Annotated in this window: 21 protein-coding genes, 1 tRNA gene and 1 pseudogene; 13 read left to right on the forward strand and 10 right to left on the reverse strand. The window is 70.8% G+C overall.

The window, feature by feature from the left end:
• The 3 genes and pseudogenes from repSA to ACFYZE_RS35350 form a co-directional block, all read left to right on the forward strand.
• Positions 1–461 (forward strand): annotated as a pseudogene (repSA, locus tag ACFYZE_RS35340) (replication initiator protein RepSA); the annotation flags it as partial.
• Positions 458–646 (forward strand): helix-turn-helix domain-containing protein, encoded by a 189-nt coding sequence (locus ACFYZE_RS35345; protein WP_389003580.1) that lies wholly within the window; start codon positions 458–460, stop codon positions 644–646. The pseudogene repSA and the gene ACFYZE_RS35345, both read left to right, overlap by 4 nt.
• A complete protein-coding gene (locus ACFYZE_RS35350; protein WP_389003583.1) occupies positions 646–1,797 on the forward strand; it encodes a tyrosine-type recombinase/integrase in 1,152 nt (383 codons plus the stop codon). Before ACFYZE_RS35345 ends, ACFYZE_RS35350 begins: the two co-directional genes overlap by 1 nt.
• 81 nt (positions 1,798–1,878) lie before the next feature.
• Here the strand turns inward: ACFYZE_RS35350 and ACFYZE_RS35355 are convergent.
• Positions 1,879–1,952 (reverse strand) — tRNA-Thr (locus ACFYZE_RS35355).
• Between the two features lie 226 nt (positions 1,953–2,178).
• On the opposite strand from ACFYZE_RS35355, the gene ACFYZE_RS35360 reads away from it, so the two are divergent.
• The 3 genes from ACFYZE_RS35360 to ACFYZE_RS35370 all read left to right on the forward strand — a co-directional run bounded on the left by ACFYZE_RS35360 (position 2,179) and on the right by ACFYZE_RS35370 (position 4,703).
• Positions 2,179–3,267: an ABC transporter ATP-binding protein gene (locus tag ACFYZE_RS35360; RefSeq protein WP_389003586.1), complete on the forward strand. Its 1,089-nt coding sequence runs from the start codon at positions 2,179–2,181 to the stop codon at positions 3,265–3,267.
• A 217-nt stretch (positions 3,268–3,484) separates the two neighbouring features.
• Positions 3,485–3,928, forward strand: a complete 444-nt coding sequence (locus ACFYZE_RS35365; protein WP_389003589.1) for a hypothetical protein — start codon at positions 3,485–3,487, stop codon at positions 3,926–3,928.
• 43 nt (positions 3,929–3,971) lie between these two features.
• Positions 3,972–4,703, forward strand: coding sequence for an NDP-sugar synthase (locus ACFYZE_RS35370; RefSeq protein WP_389003592.1), 732 nt, complete (start codon positions 3,972–3,974; stop codon positions 4,701–4,703).
• A gap of 80 nt (positions 4,704–4,783) precedes the next feature.
• On the opposite strand, the gene ACFYZE_RS35375 is transcribed toward ACFYZE_RS35370, so the two are convergent.
• The 7 genes from ACFYZE_RS35375 to ACFYZE_RS35405 all read right to left on the reverse strand — a co-directional run bounded on the left by ACFYZE_RS35375 (position 4,784) and on the right by ACFYZE_RS35405 (position 11,897).
• Positions 4,784–6,466, reverse strand: a complete 1,683-nt coding sequence (locus ACFYZE_RS35375) for a DoxX family protein (protein WP_389003594.1) — start codon at positions 6,464–6,466, stop codon at positions 4,784–4,786.
• 140 nt (positions 6,467–6,606) lie between these two features.
• Positions 6,607–7,545, reverse strand: a complete 939-nt coding sequence (gene rlmB / locus ACFYZE_RS35380) for a 23S rRNA (guanosine(2251)-2'-O)-methyltransferase RlmB (protein WP_389003597.1) — start codon at positions 7,543–7,545, stop codon at positions 6,607–6,609.
• Between the two features lie 132 nt (positions 7,546–7,677).
• The gene (gene cysS / locus ACFYZE_RS35385) at positions 7,678–9,078 is read right to left on the reverse strand and encodes a cysteine--tRNA ligase (RefSeq protein WP_389003600.1); all 1,401 of its coding nucleotides are present in this window, start codon (positions 9,076–9,078) and stop codon (positions 7,678–7,680) included.
• Between the two features lie 93 nt (positions 9,079–9,171).
• On the reverse strand, positions 9,172–9,579 hold the full coding sequence (locus ACFYZE_RS35390; RefSeq protein ID WP_389003603.1) for a PPOX class F420-dependent oxidoreductase: 408 nt from the start codon (positions 9,577–9,579) through the stop codon (positions 9,172–9,174).
• Between the two features lie 204 nt (positions 9,580–9,783).
• Positions 9,784–10,305: a 2-C-methyl-D-erythritol 2,4-cyclodiphosphate synthase gene (gene ispF / locus ACFYZE_RS35395; protein WP_389003606.1), complete on the reverse strand. Its 522-nt coding sequence runs from the start codon at positions 10,303–10,305 to the stop codon at positions 9,784–9,786.
• On the reverse strand, positions 10,295–11,056 hold the full coding sequence (ispD, locus tag ACFYZE_RS35400; protein ID WP_389003609.1) for a 2-C-methyl-D-erythritol 4-phosphate cytidylyltransferase: 762 nt from the start codon (positions 11,054–11,056) through the stop codon (positions 10,295–10,297). The genes ispF and ispD overlap by 11 nt, the downstream gene beginning before the upstream one ends.
• A gap of 358 nt (positions 11,057–11,414) precedes the next feature.
• Entirely contained in the window at positions 11,415–11,897 is a 483-nt protein-coding gene (locus tag ACFYZE_RS35405) for a CarD family transcriptional regulator (protein WP_003953493.1), read from the reverse strand.
• Positions 11,898–12,623: 726 nt separating this feature from the next.
• Between ACFYZE_RS35405 and ACFYZE_RS35410 the strand changes: the two genes are divergently transcribed.
• Positions 12,624–13,283: a DUF461 domain-containing protein gene (locus ACFYZE_RS35410; protein WP_389003612.1), complete on the forward strand. Its 660-nt coding sequence runs from the start codon at positions 12,624–12,626 to the stop codon at positions 13,281–13,283.
• 206 nt (positions 13,284–13,489) lie between these two features.
• Here the strand turns inward: ACFYZE_RS35410 and ACFYZE_RS35415 are convergent, their stop codons facing one another.
• Together ACFYZE_RS35415 and ACFYZE_RS35420 are read right to left on the reverse strand one after the other, a co-directional pair.
• Entirely contained in the window at positions 13,490–14,170 is a 681-nt protein-coding gene (locus tag ACFYZE_RS35415) for a response regulator transcription factor (protein ID WP_015659563.1), read from the reverse strand.
• Positions 14,167–15,438, reverse strand: coding sequence for a sensor histidine kinase (locus tag ACFYZE_RS35420; RefSeq protein WP_389003615.1), 1,272 nt, complete (start codon positions 15,436–15,438; stop codon positions 14,167–14,169). The genes ACFYZE_RS35415 and ACFYZE_RS35420 overlap by 4 nt, the downstream gene beginning before the upstream one ends.
• Positions 15,439–15,684: 246 nt before the next feature.
• Between ACFYZE_RS35420 and phoU the strand changes: the two genes are divergently transcribed.
• The 6 genes from phoU (at position 15,685) to ACFYZE_RS35450 (ending at position 21,024) form a co-directional block, all read left to right on the forward strand.
• Positions 15,685–16,374 (forward strand): phosphate signaling complex protein PhoU, encoded by a 690-nt coding sequence (gene phoU / locus ACFYZE_RS35425; protein WP_389003617.1) that lies wholly within the window; start codon positions 15,685–15,687, stop codon positions 16,372–16,374.
• A 132-nt stretch (positions 16,375–16,506) separates the two neighbouring features.
• Positions 16,507–16,659, forward strand: coding sequence for a hypothetical protein (locus ACFYZE_RS35430; protein ID WP_389003620.1), 153 nt, complete (start codon positions 16,507–16,509; stop codon positions 16,657–16,659).
• A 213-nt stretch (positions 16,660–16,872) separates the two neighbouring features.
• Positions 16,873–17,121 (forward strand): SCO4226 family nickel-binding protein, encoded by a 249-nt coding sequence (locus tag ACFYZE_RS35435; protein ID WP_389003623.1) that lies wholly within the window; start codon positions 16,873–16,875, stop codon positions 17,119–17,121.
• A gap of 207 nt (positions 17,122–17,328) precedes the next feature.
• Positions 17,329–18,669, forward strand: a complete 1,341-nt coding sequence (mshA, locus tag ACFYZE_RS35440) for a D-inositol-3-phosphate glycosyltransferase (RefSeq protein WP_389003626.1) — start codon at positions 17,329–17,331, stop codon at positions 18,667–18,669.
• Between the two features lie 22 nt (positions 18,670–18,691).
• Entirely contained in the window at positions 18,692–19,192 is a 501-nt protein-coding gene (locus tag ACFYZE_RS35445; protein WP_389003629.1) for a YbjN domain-containing protein, read from the forward strand.
• 164 nt (positions 19,193–19,356) lie between these two features.
• Positions 19,357–21,024 (forward strand): glycosyl hydrolase family 28-related protein, encoded by a 1,668-nt coding sequence (locus ACFYZE_RS35450; RefSeq protein WP_389003632.1) that lies wholly within the window; start codon positions 19,357–19,359, stop codon positions 21,022–21,024.
• Positions 21,025–21,050 lie beyond the last annotated feature (26 nt).

Consider the following 21,050-nt stretch of genomic DNA (forward strand, 5'->3'; position numbering starts at 1 on the left):
ACGCCACCAAGGCCGCCGAGAACACCGGCACCCTGGACCGCCGCATCGGCGAACTCTCCGAACTCGACCGCCACCAGGTCCCCGACCACACCCGCTGCCTCATCGAAGCCTGCAAGATCCTCGACCCGCTGTACCCGAACCGCCGCCTGTGGGCCTGGGCCCACATGCTCGGCTTCCGCGGCCACTTCTCCACCAAGTCCCGCCGCTACTCCACCACCCTCGGCGCCCTCCGCCAGGAACGCGCCGACTACCGCGCCACCCAAGAACGCGAAGCCCTCGGCCTGGACGACGCCGAGCCGGACACCGTCCTCGTCCTGGCCGACTGGCAGTACGCCGGACACGGCCACACCCCCGGCGAATCCGCCCTCGCCGCCACCATCGCCCGCGATCTCCAGCTCAACCGCGAGACCGCCCGCGAAGCCCTACGCGACCAACTGGCCCTGGAAGGAGCCGCCGCATGACAACCGCAACCGCAGAGCTGCTGACCGTGCCGGAAGTCATGGCCCGGCTCAAGGTTGGCCGCTCCAAGGTCTACGACCTGATCCGTTCCCGCCGCCTGGCCTCGATCAAGATCGATGGCGCTCGCCGCATCCCTGCTGATGCCGTGCAGGACTTCATCCTCGGCCGGATCAAGGAGGCTGCCTGATGGCCAGTGAGCGCAAACGCAACCCGAACGGCGCGGGCACCATCACCAAGCGCAAGGACGGCCGCTATCAGTGCGCGGTGTACGTGCTCCAGCCGGACGGCACTCGTGCCCGCAAGTTCGCCTACGGCAAGACGTGGGCCGAGTGCGACGCCAAGCGCCGGGAACTGCTCGCCAAGGTCGACCAGGGCGTGCCCGTGCCCACCCGGTCGGCCAAGCTCGCCGAGTGGCTGCCGTACTGGTTGGAGCACTTCATCAAGCCCAACCGCAAGCGGACGACGTACAACAAGTACGCCATGCACGTGCGCCTCTACCTCGTGCCGCTGCTCGGCTCCAAGAGCCTGGAGGCACTGGGGCCCCGCCATGTGCGGATGTTCGTCGCCGACGTATCGCGCCTGGCCTCCCCTGCCACGGCCAAAGAGGCCCACCGCGTGCTGAGGACGGCCCTCACCGCGGCCTGCCGTGAGGAGCTGGTGACGCGGAACGCCGCCTCGCTCGTGGAGGCCCCGAAGGTGCCCCGCCGCGAGCTTTCTCCGTGGACGCTGGACGAAACGCTGAGGTTCCTGGAGGAGGCGCGCCGCGATCCGCTGTACGCGGCCTTCGTCCTGGCGGTCTCCATGGGGCTGCGGCGCGGCGAGATCCTGGGGCTTCGCTGGTCGGATGTTGACCTTGAACATCGGGTGTTGCGGGTCAGCAAGCAGGTGCAGCGCGTGGGTGGCGAGCTCTACGAGGACACCACCAAGAGCGGCCGGGCGCGTCCCGTGCCCCTCCCGCTGATCTGCCTTGCGGCGCTCCGCTGGCACCGGATGCGTCAGACCGAGGCGGCTCGGCGCAAGGGAGTCGAGCTCTCCCCGTCCTCGTACGTCTTCACCACCCGCACCGGTCGCCCGATCGACCCGCAGAACGTCAACCGGTCGTTCTTCCGCATCACCGCCGCCGCCGGCCTTCGGCGCATCCGTCTGCATGACGCCCGGCACGGCTGCGCCACGCTCCTCACCGCGGCCGGTGTCGCGCCCCGCGTCGTGATGGAGATCTTGGGGCACAGCCAGATCAGCATCACGATGGATGTCTACACGCACGTGACGTCGGACACGCAGCGGGAGGCCATCAGTCACATGGATCGCCTGCTCAGGCGCCGTGTCGACCGTGAGTGACCGCACGGGTTGATGTCACCCGTGGATGTCGAACGCCCCGGACCGATCATCGGCCGGGGCGTTCGTGCTGTTCAGCGAGAGAGCCCCCTGTCGGATTCGAACCGACGACCTTCGCTTTACAAGAGCGGCGCTCTGACCAGCTGAGCTAAGGAGGCGTGCACCTGGGTGCTCGTGCAGTGTACCCAGGTCCGGGGGCGGGTCTGTCGAAAATTTCCGCGAAGTTCACAGTCCCAGGGGTGCTGACAGACCGGTGAACGCCAGGTACCGTCTCGAGCCAGTTCACTCTTGTGGACTACACCACAACGGAACCCCGTAGTGGCAACCACCTTCCTACTCGGATCGTCCGGCACGTTCCTGCCGGTAGAAGGGGGCCCATTCACCATGGCCACTGTCTCGTTCGACAAGGCGACCCGGATCTACCCGGGCACCGAGAAGCCCGCCGTCGACGCGCTCGACATCCACATCGAGGACGGGGAGTTCCTCGTCCTGGTCGGCCCGTCCGGCTGCGGCAAGTCCACCTCGCTCCGCATGCTGGCGGGGCTCGAGGACGTCAACGCCGGCGCCATCCGGATCGGCGACCGTGACGTCACGCACCTGCCGCCGAAGGACCGGGACATCGCCATGGTGTTCCAGAACTACGCGCTCTACCCGCACATGACGGTCGCCGACAACATGGGCTTCGCCCTCAAGATCGCCGGCGTCAACAAGGCGGAGATCCGCAAGAAGGTCGAGGAGGCCGCGAAGATCCTCGACCTCACCGAGTACCTGGACCGCAAGCCGAAGGCGCTCTCCGGTGGTCAGCGCCAGCGTGTCGCCATGGGCCGCGCCATCGTGCGTGAGCCGCAGGTGTTCCTCATGGACGAGCCGCTGTCCAACCTCGACGCCAAGCTCCGTGTGTCGACCCGTACGCAGATCGCGTCGCTCCAGCGCCGCCTCGGCATCACCACCGTCTACGTCACCCACGACCAGGTCGAGGCCATGACGATGGGCGACCGCGTGGCCGTACTGAAGGACGGTCTGCTCCAGCAGATCGACACCCCGCGCAACATGTACGACAAGCCCGCGAACCTCTTCGTCGCCGGCTTCATCGGCTCCCCCGCGATGAACCTCGTCGAGGTCCCGATCGCCGACGGCGGTGTGAAGTTCGGCAACAGCGTGGTGCCGGTGCAGCGCGAGGCGCTTTCCTCGACCACGGACAAGACCGTCACCGTCGGTGTCCGCCCGGAGCACTTCGACGTGGCCGGCCCGGACTCCGACCAGGGTCTGGCGGTCACCGTGAACGTCGTCGAGGAGCTGGGCGCCGACGCCTACGTCTACGGCACCGCGAAGGTCGGCGAGGAGTCCAAGGACCTGGTGGTCCGCGTGAGCGGCCGTGACGTGCCGGAGAAGGGCAGCCAGCTGCACGTCGTGCCGCGCTCGGGCGAGACCCACGTCTTCTCGACCTCCACGGGCGAGCGTCTCTCCGACTGACGCCGACTGACGCTACGACCTCGGCTGATTCGCCCAGGTTGACGAAAAGGGCCCCGCGGCACGCTGCGGGGCCCTTTTCGTTGTCGACAAATACCCCGGCATACGGGACATTTCATTCGGTCGGCGTCAACCCCTTACCCAGAAATCAGCGCTTCCTCATCACCCGAACCGGTGACTAAATGTCGCCAAATCACTACCGAGCGCTACCCTCACTCGCGTGAAGCACACCACTACTCCTCAGGGACGGCGCGGCCGGGGCCCCGCCCGCCGGATCGGCCGCACCCTCGCCCTCGTTCTGCCCGTCGTCCTGGTGCTGTCCGGGACGCTGGCGGTGACCCGCGTCAACTGGTCGGGCGGCGCCAACTCGGTGCTCGCCGCGTCCTCCGAAGACGTCTCCACACGTGCGTCCTCCCGGGCCCCGCAGGACGTGCTGCGCGACAAGCTCCTGCTGGAACTGCAGGAGAAGAACCCGGGTGTCGCCCTCACCCACCTCCAGGAGGCCGTCAACGGCCGCCCGTCACTGGCGAAGCACTGCGCGTCCATCGCCAGGGCGCTGGGCCGCGCCGCGGTCCGCGTGTACGGGCCGTCGCGCGCCCAGGCCTACGCCCGGCCGGTCTGCGACACGTCCTTCGCCTCGGGCGTGGCGGGCGGCCGCGGCTGAGGCCCCCGGCCTGGCGGGGCGCGAGGCGACGTACAGTGCGGTCATGACCGATCCGAACGCCGCCTCGCGCCCCGTCCAAGCCGTCGTCCTGGCCGGGGGCCAGGGCTCCCGGCTGCGTCCGTACACCGATGACCGGCCCAAGCCGATGGTGGAGATCCCGGGCACCGGGACGCCGATCATCGGACATCAGCTCGTCTGGCTCGCCGAGGAGGGCGTCACGGACGTCGTCGTCTCCTGCGGCCATCTCGCCGAGGTCCTGCAGAACTGGCTGGCCTCCGCCGACCTGCCGCTGCGCGTCACGACGGTGGTGGAGTCGGAGCCGCTCGGCCGCGGCGGCGGCCTGCGCTACGCCGCCGAGCACCTGCCGCACCCCGACAAGCCGTGGTTCGCGACGAACGGTGACATCTGGACCCGGTTCTCGCTGCGCGACATGGCGGACTTCCACACCGAGCGCGACGCGGTCGCCACACTGGCGCTGGCGCGGCCGCGCATCCCGTGGGGCGCGGTGCAGACGGACGGCTTCGGCCACGTCACGGACTTCATCGAGTCCCCGCCGTCCACGTTCGAGATCAACGCGGGCGTCTACGTCTTCTCCGCCGAGTTCGCGAAGATGCTCCCGGAGCGGGGCGACCACGAGCGTACGACGTTCCCCCGCCTGGCCCGCGAACGCCGCCTGGCGGGCTTCCCGATCCCGCAGGGCGCGTACTGGCGGGCGATCGACACGGCGAAGGACCTCACGGAAGCGGCAAAGGAACTCGCGGCACAGGGCCGCTGACACTGCGACAGGGATCCACCACCGCTCACGCAAAGGGGCCCGCACACCATGTGCGGGCCCCTTTGCATGGGAGCGTCGGGCTACCCCAGCAGCCCGCCCACCAGGTGGTCGGAGCCTCCCGAACTGCTGCCGCCGCCTCCCCCTGCACCGCCCGTCGAGCCGCCCGTCGGGCCTGCCGTGCCGGTGCCGCCCGACGAGGAGGGGCCCGCACTGGTGCTGGGGCCGCGCCCGGACGGGGACGAGTGGCGGGGCGGTGCGTGGCCCACGCTGCCCTGGGTCTGACTCGGTTGGCCGCCCGTGACCGAGCCGGTCGCGCCCGCCGTGGCCGGCGTCCTGGACGTGCTCGACGGCGACGACGTCGAGCCCTGGGTCGTCGGCGGGTGCGAGGCCGAGGGGCTCGGCTTGTGCTGCCGCGCGCCCGGCGTCTCGGGCAGCGGTGAACCCGGCAGTTCGTTGCGCGGCGCCTCTCCGGGCCCGGGCACGACCACGCGGTCCGCGTCCCGCACCGCCCCGCCGAGCAGTGAGCCGACCAGCAGCGTCACCCCGGTCACCAGCCCCGTCACCACCGCGCCCCGGCGCAGCACGTACTGCCGCAGCTCCCAGATGCCCGCCCGCGGCCCGAGCCGGCGCCATGCGCTCCCCGCCAGGCGGCCGTCCACGGAGTACACCGGCGCCCCCGCGATGACCAGCGGCGACCAGGCGGCGAGGTAGATGATGTCGGGCGCGTCGTATCCGGGAGTGGCCCGCCAACTCACCGTGACGATCAGTGCCGCCGACAGCAGCGCCCCGGCCGCGGCCGCGACCCGCTGCCACAGCCCGAGGACGGTCAGCACGCCCACGATCACCTGGAGGAAGGCGATGACCAGGCCGGTGCCGACGGGGTGGTGGAGCGCGAACTGCCTCAGCGGCTCGGCGACTTGCCAGGGGTGCAGACTGTTCAGCCAGGTGACCATGGACCCCCGCTTGCCGCCGTCGAAGTAGAGGGGGTCGCAGAGCTTGCCCATGCCGGCGTAGGCGGAGACGGAGCCGAGGAAGACGCGCAACGGCAGCAGGACCACGCCGAGGTTCATCCGGCGCCCGGGGTAGTAGGCGTGCCGTACGTGGTCGCCGCCGTGCCGCCTGCTCCGCGGTCCGTTCCCGAGTTCCTCGGTGCGCGCCGCGTCCGCGAACTCGCGGTCTCCGTATGGCCGTTCGCCGTAGGCGTGCCCGTCGTACACGACGTCGTCGTATGCGCTCTGCACGTTCCGCATCGGCGGCAGCAGCCGGGTCTCCCCGGCCAGCGGCCCGCGCTGGGCACCGACGACCGGCGTCTGAAGCGTCTGTGCGCCCAGGTGGTCGTCGTAGCCGCCGGCGCCCGCCAGGCCGTCCAGTCCGACGCGCGGGATGACCTGGGTCGCGCCCGGGTCACCGCCCGCCTCCTCGCCGTGCGTCACGCTCGACGTCCGTACGGCCTGCAGCAGCCGGTGCGCGCCGGTGTCGTCGGGCGCGGACCTCCCGCTCCAGACGACGGGCCGACGGCGGCCGGCCGCCGTACCGGCGACGGGCATGCGCGCGACGTCCTGCGCGCCGCCGACCTGCCGGGCTACCCGCGGGTACTGGGCGCGGCGCGCCGACGCACCCAACTGCACGCGGAAACTCGCATGATTGACGATGACCTGCGCCGGGTCGCTCGGCACCTTCACCATGCTCAGCGCGGGAGCGTCGTCGAACCCGGACGACCGGTCCCCCGTGGGTGTGCGGCGTGTTCTGGTCTCCACACTCATCTAACCGAGTGACGTGTGGTTAGGACACTGCTTTGACTGCGCGGATCTGTCCGGACTCCGTCAAGCTTGCCCTGTACGACCGGATTCCCCCGTACGAGCGAGGGTGCGAACGTCTGTCCACACCCTCCGGCTCGTCGTTGTCACGCGCGTCGGCGGGCCGCCTCGTACAGCACGATCCCCGCCGCCACACCGGCGTTGAGCGACTCGGCGCCGCCCGGCATCGGGATCCGCACCCGGAAGTCGCAGGTCTCGCCGACCAGCCGCGACAGCCCCTTGCCCTCGCTGCCGACGACGATGACGACCGGCCCTCCCAGCGCGTCCAGCTCCCCGAGTTCCACGTCCCCGTCGGCGGCGAGCCCGACGACCGTGACCCCGGCCTTCTTGTACGCCTCCAGGGCGCGCGTCAGGTTGGTGGCGCGCGCGACCGGTGTACGGGCGGCCGTACCGGCGGACGTCTTCCACGCACCGGCGGTCATCCCGGCCGCGCGCCGCTCGGGCACGACCACTCCGTGCCCGCCGAAGGCGGAGACGGAACGGACCACGGCGCCCAGGTTCCGCGGGTCGGTGACCCCGTCGAGCGCGACGATCAGCGGGTCCTCGTCCTCGTCGTAGGCGGCGTCGGTGAGGTCCTCCGGGTGCGCGTACTCGTACGGCGGGACCTGGAGGACGAGGCCCTGGTGGTTGAGCCCGTTCGTCATCCGGTCCAGCTCGGGGCGCGGCGCCTCCATGAGGTTGATGCCGCCGCGCTCGGCCGCGAGCTGGAGCGCCTCGCGCACGCGCTCGTCGTTGTCGATGAACTGCTGGACGTAGAGCGTGGAGGCGGGCACGCCCCCGCGCAGCGCCTCGACGACCGGGTTGCGCCCGACGACCAGCTCGGAGGAGGACTTCCCGCCCGTACGACCCTGGGGGCGCCCCTGCGCGCGGCGCGCCTTCGCCTGGGCGGCGCGCTGCTTGGCGTGTCCCTTGCGCATCTCGGCGGGCGGAGTCGGGCCCTTGCCCTCCAGGCCCCGGCGTCGCTTGCCGCCGCTGCCGACCTGCGCGCCCTTCTTGCCGGACATGCGGCGGTTGTTCGCGGCCATGACCTACCTGTCTGTTGAAGCGTTTGTGTCTGTTGAAGCGTTCGTACGTACGTCCAGTACGTCTCTTACGTCTATGCAGTGTGCCGCCCGGAGGGCCGGGCGGCACAATCGATCATCGGATCGGTGTCGGGCTCAGCGGGGGCCGAGCGTCCAGCGCGGGCCGTCCGGGCTGTCCTCGATGACGAGCCCGGACTGGTTGAGCTGGTCGCGGATGGCGTCCGCGGTGGCCCAGTCCTTGCGGGAGCGGGCCGCCTCCCGCTGCTGGAGCACCATGCTCACCAACGAGTCGACGACGCCGTGCAGGTCCTCGCCGCGGTCGCCCTCGCCGGCCCACTGCGGATCGAGCGGGTCGAGACCGAGGACGCCGAGCATGGCGCGCACCTCGGCGAGCCGGGCCACGGCGGCCTCCTTGTCGTCGGCTGCGAGCGCGCTGTTGCCCTGGCGGACGGTGGTGTGCACGACGGCGAGCGCCTGCGGCACGCCCAGGTCGTCGTCCATGGCCTCGGCGAACGCGGGCGGCACCTCAGCGGCGGGCTCGACGACACCTCCGGCCTTCTCGACGACGCGCTGCACGAAGCCCTCGATGCGCGCGAACGCGGACTCGGCCTCGCGCAGGGACTCCTCGCTGTACTCGATCATCGAGCGGTAGTGCGGCGTGCCCAGGTAGTAGCGCAGGACGATGGGTCGCCACTGCTTGACCATCTCGGAGACGAGCACCGAGTTCCCGAGGGACTTCGACATCTTCTCGCCGCTCATGGTGACCCAGGCGTTGTGCACCCAGTACCGGGCGAACTCGTCGCCGAAGGCCTTGGCCTGGGCGATCTCGTTCTCGTGGTGCGGGAAGATGAGGTCGAGGCCGCCGCCGTGGATGTCGAAGGCGGAGCCCAGGTACTTGTGCGCCATGGCGGAGCACTCCAGGTGCCACCCGGGGCGGCCGCGTCCCCACGGCGTCTCCCAGGTCGGCTCGCCGGGCTTGGCGGCCTTCCACATGGCGAAGTCGCGCGGGTCCCGCTTGCCGGTCTCCCCGACGCCGGAGGGCTGCTGGAGGTTCTCCAGCTCCTGGTTGGACAGCTGGAGGTACTCCGGGAAGGACCGCACGTCGAAGTAGACGTTGCCGTCCGCCTCGTAGGCGTGCCCGCGCTCGATGAGCCCGCGCATCATCTCGACCATCTCGGTGATGTGACCGGTGGCGCGCGGCTCGTACGTCGGCGGGAGGCAGCCGAGCACGGTGTACCCCTCGTTGAAGGCGCGCTCGTTCTCGTAGCCGATGGCCCACCAGGGGCGGCCCTGGTCCGCGGACTTCGCGATGATCTTGTCGTCGATGTCGGTGACGTTCCGGACGAACGTCACCTGGTAGCCGCGGTACTCGAACCACCGGCGCATGATGTCGAAGTTGAGGCCCGAGCGGATGTGCCCGATGTGCGGTGCGGCCTGCACGGTGGCGCCACACAGGTAGATCGAGACACAACCCGGCTTGAGCGGGGTGAAGTCACGGATCTGCCGGGCGCTGGTGTCGTACAGGCGAATAGTCACGAGTCCAGAGTAGTGGGCCGGGGCCGGTGTCCGGCGCCCAGGCCACCAAGACCGTCACCCGATCATGCGGCGGACACGACGGGTCTCCCCACCTCAGAGCCGCCCCGCCACCTTCTGCGGCACCACCCGCACCACCACCCGGTCCGCGTCCTGCGCCGACGCCGGGTTGAACTCCGCGTATTTCTTCCCCGTGTACTTCAGCGACAGTTCGTCGATCAGTTCGCGGGCGCCCTCGGTGCTCATCTCCGCGGTGCCGCGGATCTCCGCGTACTCGTACGGCGCGTCGGGGTTCAGGACCACCACGCTCACCCGGGGGTCGCGGTCCAGGTTCAGCTTCTTGCGGCGGTCGACCGTCGTGGAGAAGAGGATGTCGTCACCGTCCCGCTTGACCCACACGGGGGACAGTTGCGGGCTGCCGTCGGGCTGGATCGTGCCGACGACGATGAAGACGGGGCCGTCGAGCAGGCTCTTGAGGCGGTCGGACAGTACGGCGGTCGGCATGGGTGCCTCCGGGACCTGAGTCATGTGTCGCTGGTCACTCTGCCGGTACCCTCGCACGCTCTCGGCACGCCCGCACCACGAGCGCCGCCGTCACGGACGCGCGGCACCAGCGCCACCGTCAGCACACGCGCACCACGAGCGCCGCCGTCACGGACGCGCGGCACGAGCGCCACCGTCAGCACACGCGCAGCAAGAGCGCCGCCGTCAGCACACCCGCACCACGAGCGCCGTCGCCACCGCCATCAGGCCCTCGCCCCGGCCGGGGAAGCCGAGGCCGTCCGTCGTGGCGCCGGAGACCGAGACCGGTGCGCCCGCCGCCTCCGAGAGGATCTTCTGCGCCTCGTCGCGGCGTTTGCCGATCTTCGGGCGCGGCCCCACGACCTGCACCGCGATGTTCCCGATCCGGAACCCCGCCTCGCGCACGATCCGTGCCGCCTCCGCGAGCAGCGTCACCCCGGACGCCCCGGACCACTCGGGCCGCCCGGTGCCGAAGTGCTGCCCCAGGTCGCCGAGGCCGGCGGCGGAGAAGAGGGCGTTGCACGCGGCGTGTGCGACCACGTCGGCGTCGGAGTGGCCCGCGAGGCCGGGCCCCTCCCCCTCCCACTTCAGGCCCGCGCACCACAGCTCCCGGCCCTCCTCGAAGGCGTGGATGTCGGTGCCGATGCCCACCTGGGGCAGCAGCGGCCCACCCGGCGGCAGCCGGACATCGGACGCCTCAGAACCCATCGGTGAGCCTCCTGCGGGTCAGGACCGCCTCTGCGAGCACCAGGTCCAGCGGTCGCGTGACCTTGAAGGCCTCCTCGTGGCCGGGGACCACGACGACCGGCAGCCCGAGCTGCTCCACCATGCTCGCGTCGTCCGTGACGTTGTCCGTGACCGTCTCGTGGGCCCGGAGCAGCGTCGCGCGGTCGAAGCCCTGCGGGGTCTGCACCGCGCGCAGCCGGGCGCGGTCGGGGGTGGCGACGACCGGTTCGGGCTCGCCGGGCGCGGCGGCCGGCTGGACCTCCTTCACCGTGTCGGCGAGCGGCAGCGCCGGGACGACGGCCGGCGCTCCCTCCCGTACCGCCTCGATCACCGCGTCCACCGTGTCCACCGGCACCAGGGGGCGGGCCGCGTCGTGGACCAGGACGATCCCGTACTCGGGCGGCAGGGCGTCGAGGCCGAGCCGCACGGACTCCTGGCGTGTATCGCCGCCGGGGACGACCAGGAAGTCCGTCCTCTCCGGCAGCGCGTGCGCGTCGAGCAGCGACTTGACCTCGGCAGTTCCGTCCGGCGGGGCCACGACGATGACGAGGGAGACGGCGCGGGACGCCGCCATCGCGCGCACGGCGTGGATGAGCATGGGAACGCCTCCGAGCGCGCGGAGCGCCTTGGGGGCGCCCGGGCCGAGGCGGACGCCCCGGCCGGCGGCCGGAATCACCGCGGCGGTACGGACGGCGGACGGCTCGGTGGTCGAAGGGCGCGAATCGTCAGACATCGGTTCCTGTCAGGTTTGTGTGCTCGGCCGGGATGGGTATGGCCACACCGTGCCGGGCGCGACGCCTTGACCGGACCCTTCCGTGACTTCTGGTCGAGCCGACTGCCCGGGCCCGGCACGCCAAGTATCGGGGTTTCCCCGTCGGCACGGGGATCGGGGCAGGGCTTTCACGTTCCGGCTGTTGCAGCTGAGGTTCGGGCCGCGGCGTCATGGGTACGTCGGGCAGTGACGGGTACGAACATGCCGCAGCGCCCGGCGACATCTACTGTGTCATCGGGCACCACGGCATCGCGTGTGTGCTGTGCGCCGGTCGGTCCGCCGCGCTCCTGGCCGGGGAGCGAGCAGGCCGGGACGGGCGTCAGGACGCGAGGACCTCGTCGAGCAGCGCCTCGGCCTTGTCCTCGTTCGTGTTCTCCGCGAGGGCGAGCTCGCTCACCAGGATCTGCCGGGCCTTGGCGAGCATCCGCTTCTCACCGGCGGAGAGTCCGCGCTCGCGCTCACGGCGCCACAGGTCACGCACGACTTCCGCGACCTTGATGACGTCGCCGGAGGCGAGCTTCTCCAGGTTTGCCTTGTAACGACGAGACCAGTTCGTGGGCTCCTCGGCGTACGGCGCGCGCAGCACCTCGAAGACCCGGTCCAGCCCGTCCTGACCGACCACATCACGCACGCCGACGAACTCCGCATTGTCCGCTGGCACACGCACCGTCAGGTCGCCCTGGGCGACCTTCAGCACCAAGTAGGTCTTGTCCACGCCTTTGATCTGGCGAGTTTCGATGGCCTCGATCAGCGCGGCCCCGTGATGGGGATAGACCACGGTGTCGCCAACCTTGAACGTCATGTGACAGGTACCCCTTCCGTGGCTATCCAGGGTAACACGGAAACCGCGTCTTCTGAATGGCGTTTTCGCAGGTCAGGGCATATCTCGGGGCTTGACAAGCGCGACCGGAACGTGCTTCGAGGGGTGAGCGGAAGAGGGTATTCGCAGGTCGGAGCGGCTGTGCGGGCGGGGCGAAACCCGGGCGTTACACGCGTCGCACGGCTTCGAGCGTGCCTGGAACATCCCGTTTTGTCCACCCTCAAGCGATCGACTTCCGCTACTCCGTTCGGTGCGCGGAGGCGGGTACGAGTCGAATCCGGAATTGATCAAGGGCTCCGGCGAGGCGCGGTTGTTGTGCCGGTGATCGATTTCCGGCACCCGCCTCGCAACCCGTCGCGCATTCCTTACGGGAAATCCCCGGTGCGGATGAGGAGACGCTTATGTGAATGCTGAGCCAGCAGCGCTCAAAGTGACTGGAGTGACAGTAGTGACAAGAGTGGCAGAAGTGACGGACAGGGAGGGTCGGGGAGGGTCACTGAACTGGCGTGAAGCCTCCGCCGTCACCCTGACAGCGGTGGGGCGCGCCGTGGCGTGGGCCCGGCCCGCGAGGCGAAGTGCCGGGCTTGGGGAGGGTCGGGTGCGGTGGCCGGGGAGCGGCTCGGTAACCTAAGGCCGCTGACAGATACTTAGGGCGGCTTTATCAGGGGGTCGCCCTGCTTCGCCCACGTACAAGGAGTTGCCGCCGCCGTGAGCAGCAGCCTTCGACGCGGCGCCCTCGCCGCCGCCGCCATCGCGTTCTCGATCGCCTCGCTCGCCGCCTGCGGCGCCGGCAACGACAGCCAGACGCTCGAGGTCAAGCCGGACAACGCGGCGACCAGCGTCGGAAACATCAAGATCCAGAACGCGCTCGTCATCACCCAGCCCGACCCGAAGTCCACCGGGCCCGCCGTGATCTCCGCGACGGTCTTCAACTCCGGCCGCACCGACCAGACGCTGGACTCCATCACGGTCGACGGCACCGGCAAGACCGCGGAACTCAGCCCCGCCTCGGGCAAGGGCAAGCTGACCATCCCCGCCGGCGGCTCCGTCGTGATCGGCGGCAAGGGCAACGCCTCCGCGGTGCTGCCGAGCAGCCGGGAGGCCGTGCAGGACGGCAACGCGCAGAAGATCACGTTCAGCTTCAGTGAGGCCGGCGACGTGAGCCTGCGGGCGTTCGTGGTCCCGGCCGAGAGCTACTTCACCAAGTGGGGCCCGAGCAACATCCCGTCGCCGTCGGCCACCGGCTCCGCGTCCCCGTCCACGTCGGCGTCGGGCTCCCCCAAGCCGTCCACGTCGGTGCAGGGCTCCCCGGCCGCCGGCGCCGAGGGGAAGCCGTCGACCACGGCGTCGAAGTCCCCGAGCCACTGAGGGACTCCCGGGCACGGACACGAGGGCGGTACCCCGCTGGGGGTGCCGCCCTTCGTCGTACGGGTGCGCGGAGGCGGGCACGGCCGCCGACGGTGCGGCACGAACCCCCACGCACGAAGGGCGGCACTCCGCCAGGAGTCCCGCCCTTCGTCGTGCGATGCGTGCGCCGACACGCCGCCGCCGCCGTTACGGCTTACCGATACGGCTTACGGCTCGAACTTGTAGCCGAGGCCACGGACCGTCACCAGGTAGCGCGGGGCGCCCGGGTCCGGCTCGATCTTGGCGCGCAGGCGCTTGACGTGGACGTCGAGGGTCTTGGTGTCGCCCACGTAGTCCGCGCCCCAGACCCGGTCGATGAGCTGCATCCGGGTCAGTACGCGACCCGCGTTGCGCAGCAGCATCTCCAGCAGGTCGAACTCCTTCAGCGGCAGGTCGACCTTCGACCCGGAGACCGTGACCACGTGCCGGTCGACGTCCATCCGCACCGGACCGGCCTCCAGCGCGGCCGGCGTCACCTCCTCCGGCTCGCCGCGACGGCGCAGCACGGCCCGGATACGGGCGACCAGCTCCCGCGAGGAGAACGGCTTGGTGACGTAGTCGTCGGCTCCTATCTCCAGCCCGACGACCTTGTCGATCTCGCTGTCCTTGGCGGTCACCATGATGACGGGGACGTTGGAGCGACCGCGCAGCTGGCGGCACACCTCCGTGCCGGGCAGACCCGGCAGCATCAGGTCGAGGAGGACGAGGTCGGCGCCGTTGCGCTCGAACTCGTCGAGTCCGTCGGGCCCGGTGGTCGCGACGGCGACCTCGAAGCCCTCCTTGCGGAGCATGTACGACAGGGCGTCGGAGAAGGACTCCTCGTCCTCGACGACGAGCACTCGGGTCACGGAAGGACCTCCGGGGCGGGAAGCGGTTCGTACGGGGTTGAGACGGTGGGGGTCGTCCCGTCGGGCCGGCCGTCCTCTTCATCGAGGTCGGACGGATGGTCGGTCGCACGGTCGCGGGCCGCACCCGCCTCCGGCAGCCGCAGGGTGAAGGTGGAGCCCTGACCCTCGGAGCTCCACACCGTGACCTCCCCGCCGTGCGAGGCGGCCACATGCTTGACGATCGCGAGACCGAGGCCCGTGCCGCCCGTGGCGCGGGAGCGGGCCGGGTCGACGCGGTAGAAGCGCTCGAAGATGCGCTCCTTGTCCTTGTCGGAGATGCCGATGCCCTGGTCGGTGACGGCGATCTCGATGAGGTCCCCGCCCTGCGCGGACACCCGGCGGGCGGCGATGCCGACGCGGGTGCGGGCGGGCGAGTAGTTGACGGCGTTCTCCACGAGGTTGCCGAGGGCGGCGGCGAGCTGTCCGCGGTTGCCCCACACGCGCAGATCGGCGGTGCCGCCGGCGGCCATGGTGATCTGCTTGGTGGTGGCCGCGTGCCGGCAGCGGTCGACGGCCTCGGCGACCAGTTCGTCGACGCGTACGGGCTCGGCGTCCTCCAGCGGGTCGTCGTTCTGCACCCGGGAGAGGTCGATGAGTTCCTGCACGAGGCTGGTCAGTCGGGTGGCCTCGACCTGCATCCGGCCCGCGAAGCGCTGCACGGCCTCGGGGTCGTCGGAGGCGTCCATGACTGCCTCGGAGAGCAGCGACAGGGCACCCACCGGTGTCTTCAGCTCATGGCTGACGTTCGCCACGAAGTCCCGGCGCACCGCCTCTATCCGGCGGGCCTCGGTGAGGTCCTCGACGAGCAGCAGGACCAGCCGGGAGCCGAGCGGCGCCACGCGGGCGGAGACGGCGAGCGCCTCCCCGCGTCCCGTGCCGCGCCGCGGCAGGTCCAGTTCGACCTGGCGTATCTCGCCGTCGCGCCGGGTGTCACGCGCCATGTGGAGCATCGGTTCGACGGCGAGCCTGCCGCCGCGCACCAGCCCGAGGGCATAGGCTGCGGAGCTGGCCTTGACGACGGCGTCGGACTCGTCGAGGACGACGGCCGAGGAGCGCAGGACGGACAGCACCGTGTCCACGCCCGGCGGCAGCACGGGGTCGGTGTGCAGGGAAGTGCGGGTGGGGCGCTTCTGGTCGCGCTCGCTCCAGCGGAACGCCAGCATGGCGATGACACCGGTGAGCACTCCGGCGATCGCTGCCGCTGCGGCGACCGCCGCGTTCACGTCCATGCGTCCAGATTAGGCAGGTCCTCGCACCTGCCCACAGCCATCGGAGTGCGACCTCGAACACTCGTCGCCCAGAGTTCACCTGGGAGCCAGTATCGGTTCATTTGGGATGGCGGAAACAGTCGCGTACGGGCCGGAACGTGGGAGCGTGGGGTTGCGCAGGGCGCCGTGTCCGCCGTGTTTTCGTCATGGTGACGACGGGCCCCGGCCCCCGGCCCCCCGGAGCAGACGTAAGAGAGGGACACCCAGATGCGGGACGCGTACCACGAGGAACTTGACTCGATCGGTGACAGCCTGGTCGAGATGGCCCGGCTGGTCGGGTCGGCGATCGGGCGTGCCACGACGGCCATCCTCGACGCCGACCTGAAGCTGGCGGAGGCCGTGATCGAGGCCGACCAGAAGGTCGACGACCTCCAGCACGACCTGGAGGCGCGCGCGATAGCCCTCCTGGCCCGCCAGCAGCCGGTGGCGACGGATCTGCGCATCGTGGTGACGTCGCTCAGGATGAGCGCCGACCTCGAGCGCTCGGGCGACCTCGCCCAGCACGTCGCGAAGCTGGCCCGGTTGCGCTTCCCCGAGCGCGCCGTGCCGTACGACCTGCACGCCACCATCCTGGAGATGGGCCAGCTCGCCCAGCGCCTGATGGCCAAGGCGGCCGAGGTGATCATCACCAAGGACGTCGACCTGGCCATGCAGCTCGAGCAGGACGACGACGAGATGGACCTGCTGCACCGCACCCTCTTCCAGCACCTGATCGACGAGCGCTGGAGGCACGGCATCGAGACCGCCGTGGACGTGACCCTGCTGGGCCGCTACTACGAGCGCTACGCCGACCACGCGGTCGCGGTGGCCAAGCGGGTGGTGTACCTGGTGACCGGTGAGCACGCGGACGACATCCAGACCGATGTGCAGCCGGTGACGGGCGTCGAGGGCGCGTGACGGGGAGCCCGCAAGGGGCCTGAAGAAGGCCGGCCGGGCGTGTACGAGCCCCCGTGCGCCGTTGATGCGCCCGCCCCAGCGGGCATGCAATGGGCGGAGGCACCAGTCTCGACATCCTTCGAGGAGGGACCCATGGCCGAGACCCCGAGCACGCCCGACCCCACGCAGGAGCGCGAGACCCACCAGCCCGCCGAGATCACAAGCCTGCCGCTGGTCGGCGCCTGCGGCTGCGGCTCCGGCTGCGGATGCGGATGCCAGTCGGGCGCGCCCTGCCAGTGCGGCTGACGGCGCACCGCACTCGACATCACGACCGCACGACGGCTCGACGCTCGACCGCTCGACAACGGAACTCGGACCTACGACAACGAGGGGCCCCGGCGCACTGCGCCGGGGCCCCTCGTACGCATGGGGAAGCCCACGAGCGCAGCATGAAAGAGAAGGAAAAGTGAAGGAAGGAAACGAAGGAACGGGGGCGCACCAGGAACGAGGTACCAGGTCATGGCCCAGTTCATGGACATCCACCACGGCATGAAGGGCATCACGGCCGATCAGCTGAGCGAGGCCCACCGGGCCGACCTCGCCATCGAGGAGGAAGAGGGCGTGCACTTCCGGCACGCTTGGGCGGACCCGGAGTCGGGGACGGTCTACTGCCTGTCCGAGGCCCCTTCGGCCGAGGCTGTCCAGCGCATCCACGAACGCGCAGGCCACAAGGCGGACGAGATCCACCCGGTCCCCCTGTCGACCTGACGCCGACGCGTCCCTGTCGACCTGACGCCGCAGCCGGGGGACGGGCACCGGCTCAGGCCCCACGCCTCGAACGGTTGACCGACACATGGCAATGATTGAGTAAAACCGCCTCCGCGGGAAATGGTGCGCACCCGCGCGGTGTTCGCATTCCTGGAGGGTGTTCCGCGCCGTCCGCTCAGGCATGCCCGCAGCAAGGAGGAACGCCACGTGAGCCAGTACGTCACCAGGCTCGGGCGTCGCTCTCCGGCGACCACCTCGCGGCTGCGGCTGCCGCACCGCAGGCCCCGCCGTGTGGCCATGCTCTCCGTGCACACCTCACCGCTGCACCAGCCCGGCACGGGTGACGCCGGCGGCATGAACGTCTACATCGTGGAGCTGGCCCAGCGGCTCGCCGGCCTGGGCATCGAGGTCGAGATCTTCACCCGGGCGACCACGGCCGCTCTCCCGCCGACCGTCCAGCTGGCCCCGGGCGTGCTCGTCCGGCACGTCGACGCCGGACCGTACGAGGGGCTGGCCAAGGAGGACCTCCCGGGCCAGCTGTGCGCCTTCACACACGGCGTGATGCAGGCGTGGGCCGGTCACCGCCCCGGCTACTACGACCTCGTGCACTCCCACTACTGGCTCTCCGGCCACGTCGGCTGGCTGGCCGCCCAGCGCTGGGGCGTCCCCCTGGTGCACGCCATGCACACCATGGCCAAGGTCAAGAACGCCAACCTCGCCGAGGGGGACACCCCCGAGCCCGCCGCCCGGGTCATCGGCGAGATGCAGATCGTGACCGCTGCCGACCGGCTCATCGCCAACACCTCCGAAGAGGCCGACGAACTCGTACACCACTACGCCGCCGACCCCGGCAAGGTGGCCGTCGTCCACCCCGGGGTGAACCTGGAGCGCTTCCGGCCCGCCGACGGCCGGGCCGCCGCCCGGGCCCGGCTCGGGCTGCCGCAGGACGCGCTCGTCCCGCTCTTCGCCGGGCGCATTCAGCCCCTGAAGGCGCCCGACGTGCTGCTGCGCGCCGTTGCCGTCCTCCTCGACGAGCGCCCCGAGCTGCGCTCCCGCATCGTCGTGCCCGTCGTGGGAGGCCCCAGCGGCAGTGGGCTGGCCAAGCCGGAGGGGCTGCAGAAGCTCGCCGCCCGGCTGGGCATATCCGACGTCGTCCGTTTCCGGCCGCCCGTGCGGCAGGACCAGCTCGCCGACTGGTTCCGCGCCGCGTCCGTCCTGGTGATGCCGTCGTACAGCGAGTCCTTCGGGCTCGTCGCGATCGAGGCACAGGCCGTCGGCACGCCGGTCCTGGCGGCCGCGGTCGGAGGACTGCCCGTCGCCGTGCGGGACGGGCACACCGGGTTCCTGGTCGAGGGCCACGATCCCGCCGCGTACGCGCGCGTACTGCGCGATTTCGCCGACGACCCGCAGCTGTGCGCCCGGATGGGCGAGGCCGCGGCGCGGCACGCACGGTCGTTCGGCTGGGACGCGGCCGCCTCGACCACCGCCGGGGTGTACACGGAGGCCATGCAGGCCCACCGGCGCAGGGCGCGCGCCCACCACGGCTGACACCTCGCGTACGCTGCCTGGCATGTCCGATCAGCAGCGGGCCGCACAGGTCATCGAAGGGGTCCTGAAGGACGCCGAACTGGATTGGGAGAGCCCGCAGTCGGGCTCGTACGTCGTGAAGCTCCCCGGGGCGCGCAAGCTGTCGACGACCGTCTCACTGATCGTCGGCCGGCACTCGCTGTCCCTCAACGCCTTCGTGATCCGCCACCCCGACGAGAACGAGCCCGCGGTGCACCGCTGGCTGCTGGAGCGCAACCTCAAGCTCTACGGGGTGAGTTACGCCGTCGACCCGCTCGGCGACATCTACCTCACCGGCCGGCTGCCGCTGGCCGCGGTCACCCCGGAGGAGGTGGACCGGCTGCTCGGTTCGGTCCTGGAGGCGGCGGACGGCAGTTTCAACACCCTTCTGGAGCTGGGTTTCGCGTCCGCGATCCGGAAGGAGTACGCCTGGCGGGTGTCCCGCGGGGAGTCCACCCGCAACCTGGAGGCGTTCAGTCATCTGACCCAGCGGCCCGAGGCCTGACCCTCCGCGCCCTGTAATTCGCCTGTGATGCATCCCCGCACGACCCCTTCCGCGCCATGCGGCCCCGTGGCATGCTCACGGCCAGCACAATTCTGAACGTCGTTCACATCCATGGACCTTCTCCCCCGGGCTCGTCCCGGGAATCCCTGGAAGGCGGTTCGGGCATGGGCAAAGGACACGCGGACATCAGCAGACGAAGCCTGCTCGCAGGCGCCATCACCGTGGCGGCCGCCGCCACCACCGGAACGACGGCGGCGGCCGCCACACCGTCCAGGGGCCGGGTGCCCGTCCTGTGGCACGAGCTGGTCCGCGCGCCCTTCACCCATCCGCAGATCCCCTACGTGGGCCGGGCCGGCCACCGGCGCGGGACGGCAGGCTTCCCCCGCCGCCCCGTGGTGGCCGATGTGACGGCCTACGGAGCCGTGGCGGACGGCACGACGGACTGCGCCCCCGCGATCAACCGTGCCATCGCCGCCGCCGGAAGGGCCGGCGGTGGCACGGTCACCATCCCGCCCGGCACCTTCCGCATCGACGGCCTGATCCACATCGGATACGACAACGTCGTCCTGCGGGGCGCGGGCAGCGACCGTACGACGCTGTACGCGACGAAGAACCTGACCGAGCTGATCGGCGTCTACGGCTCACGCTACGGCGGCACCAAGTCGTCCTGGTCCTGGGCGGGCGGTCTCATCTGGCTGGCGCCCAAGGCCCGTTGGGACTCCCTGGTCGCGGCCATCCGAGCGCAGGCATGGCCGTTCGAGGGCTGGACCGGCAACAAGCGCGACGAGTGGGAGACGCTGACCACGGTGTCCCCGGCCAGGCAGGGCTCCTGGACGGTGACGGTCGCCGACGCCCGCCGGCTGAGGCCGGGCCGGCTCGTCCTGCTCCGCCTCGCGGACGACGCCGGCCACACCCTCCTGGAGCACATGTCGGGCGGCGGCCCCGGCCCGCAGGCGTACTCCTGGGACGACATGACGAAGCTGACGTCCTACGTCCCCTATGAGTGGCCCGTGCGCATCGCGCGCGTGGCGGGCCGGAAGGTCACGTTCGAGCGACCTCTTCCGCTGGACGTGCGCCCGGAGTGGGATCCGCGCCTGACCACGCACGTACAGGAGCTGACCGGCGCGGGCGTCGAGGGCCTCACACTGCAGGCGATCGAGACCCCGCAGTCCCAGCACCTGCTGGACAAGGGCTACAACGGCGTCGCGTTCCAGTGCGCCTACGACTGCTGGGCGGACGACGTCGTCGTGCGGCACGTGGACAACGGCTTCGGCCTGGTCGCCGCCTCCTCCTGCACCCTGCGCCGCACGCGCGTGGCGGGCCGTGGCTCGCACCACCCGTACTTCTGCCGCGAGGGCTCGCACGACAACCTGATCGAGGACTTCACGATCGAGCAGCGCACCGTCCCGGCCCCGCCGAACACCCAGCTCCACGGCATCAACGTGGAGGGCCTGTCCTCGTACAACGTCTGGTCGCGCGGCGAGATGCAGATGGGCACGTTCGACTCGCACCGGGGGCTGCCGTTCGCGAACGTCCGTACGGACATCACCGTGAACAACAACGGCCGTCACGGCGGTGACGCCATCGCCGGGCCCCTCTTCGGCGCCCGCTTCACCCACTGGAACATCCGCGTGACGAACGGCCGCGCGGGCCTGATGAAGATCGACGGCCTGGTGCCGTACTCCGCCACCGTCGGCATCAACGAGGTAACGGAGTTCGACCAGATCGACGTGCCCGACTTCGAGGGCGACCTGCACTCCCGCCTGGAGCTGTACGGCACGACGGACGCCGTACGGCCGCGGAACCTGTACGAGGCGCAGCGGGAGCTGTGACCGGGGCGGGGGCACAGCTGGTGCCG

Source organism: Streptomyces sp. NPDC001796 (assembly GCF_042892355.1).
Lineage (GTDB): Bacteria > Actinomycetota > Actinomycetes > Streptomycetales > Streptomycetaceae > Streptomyces.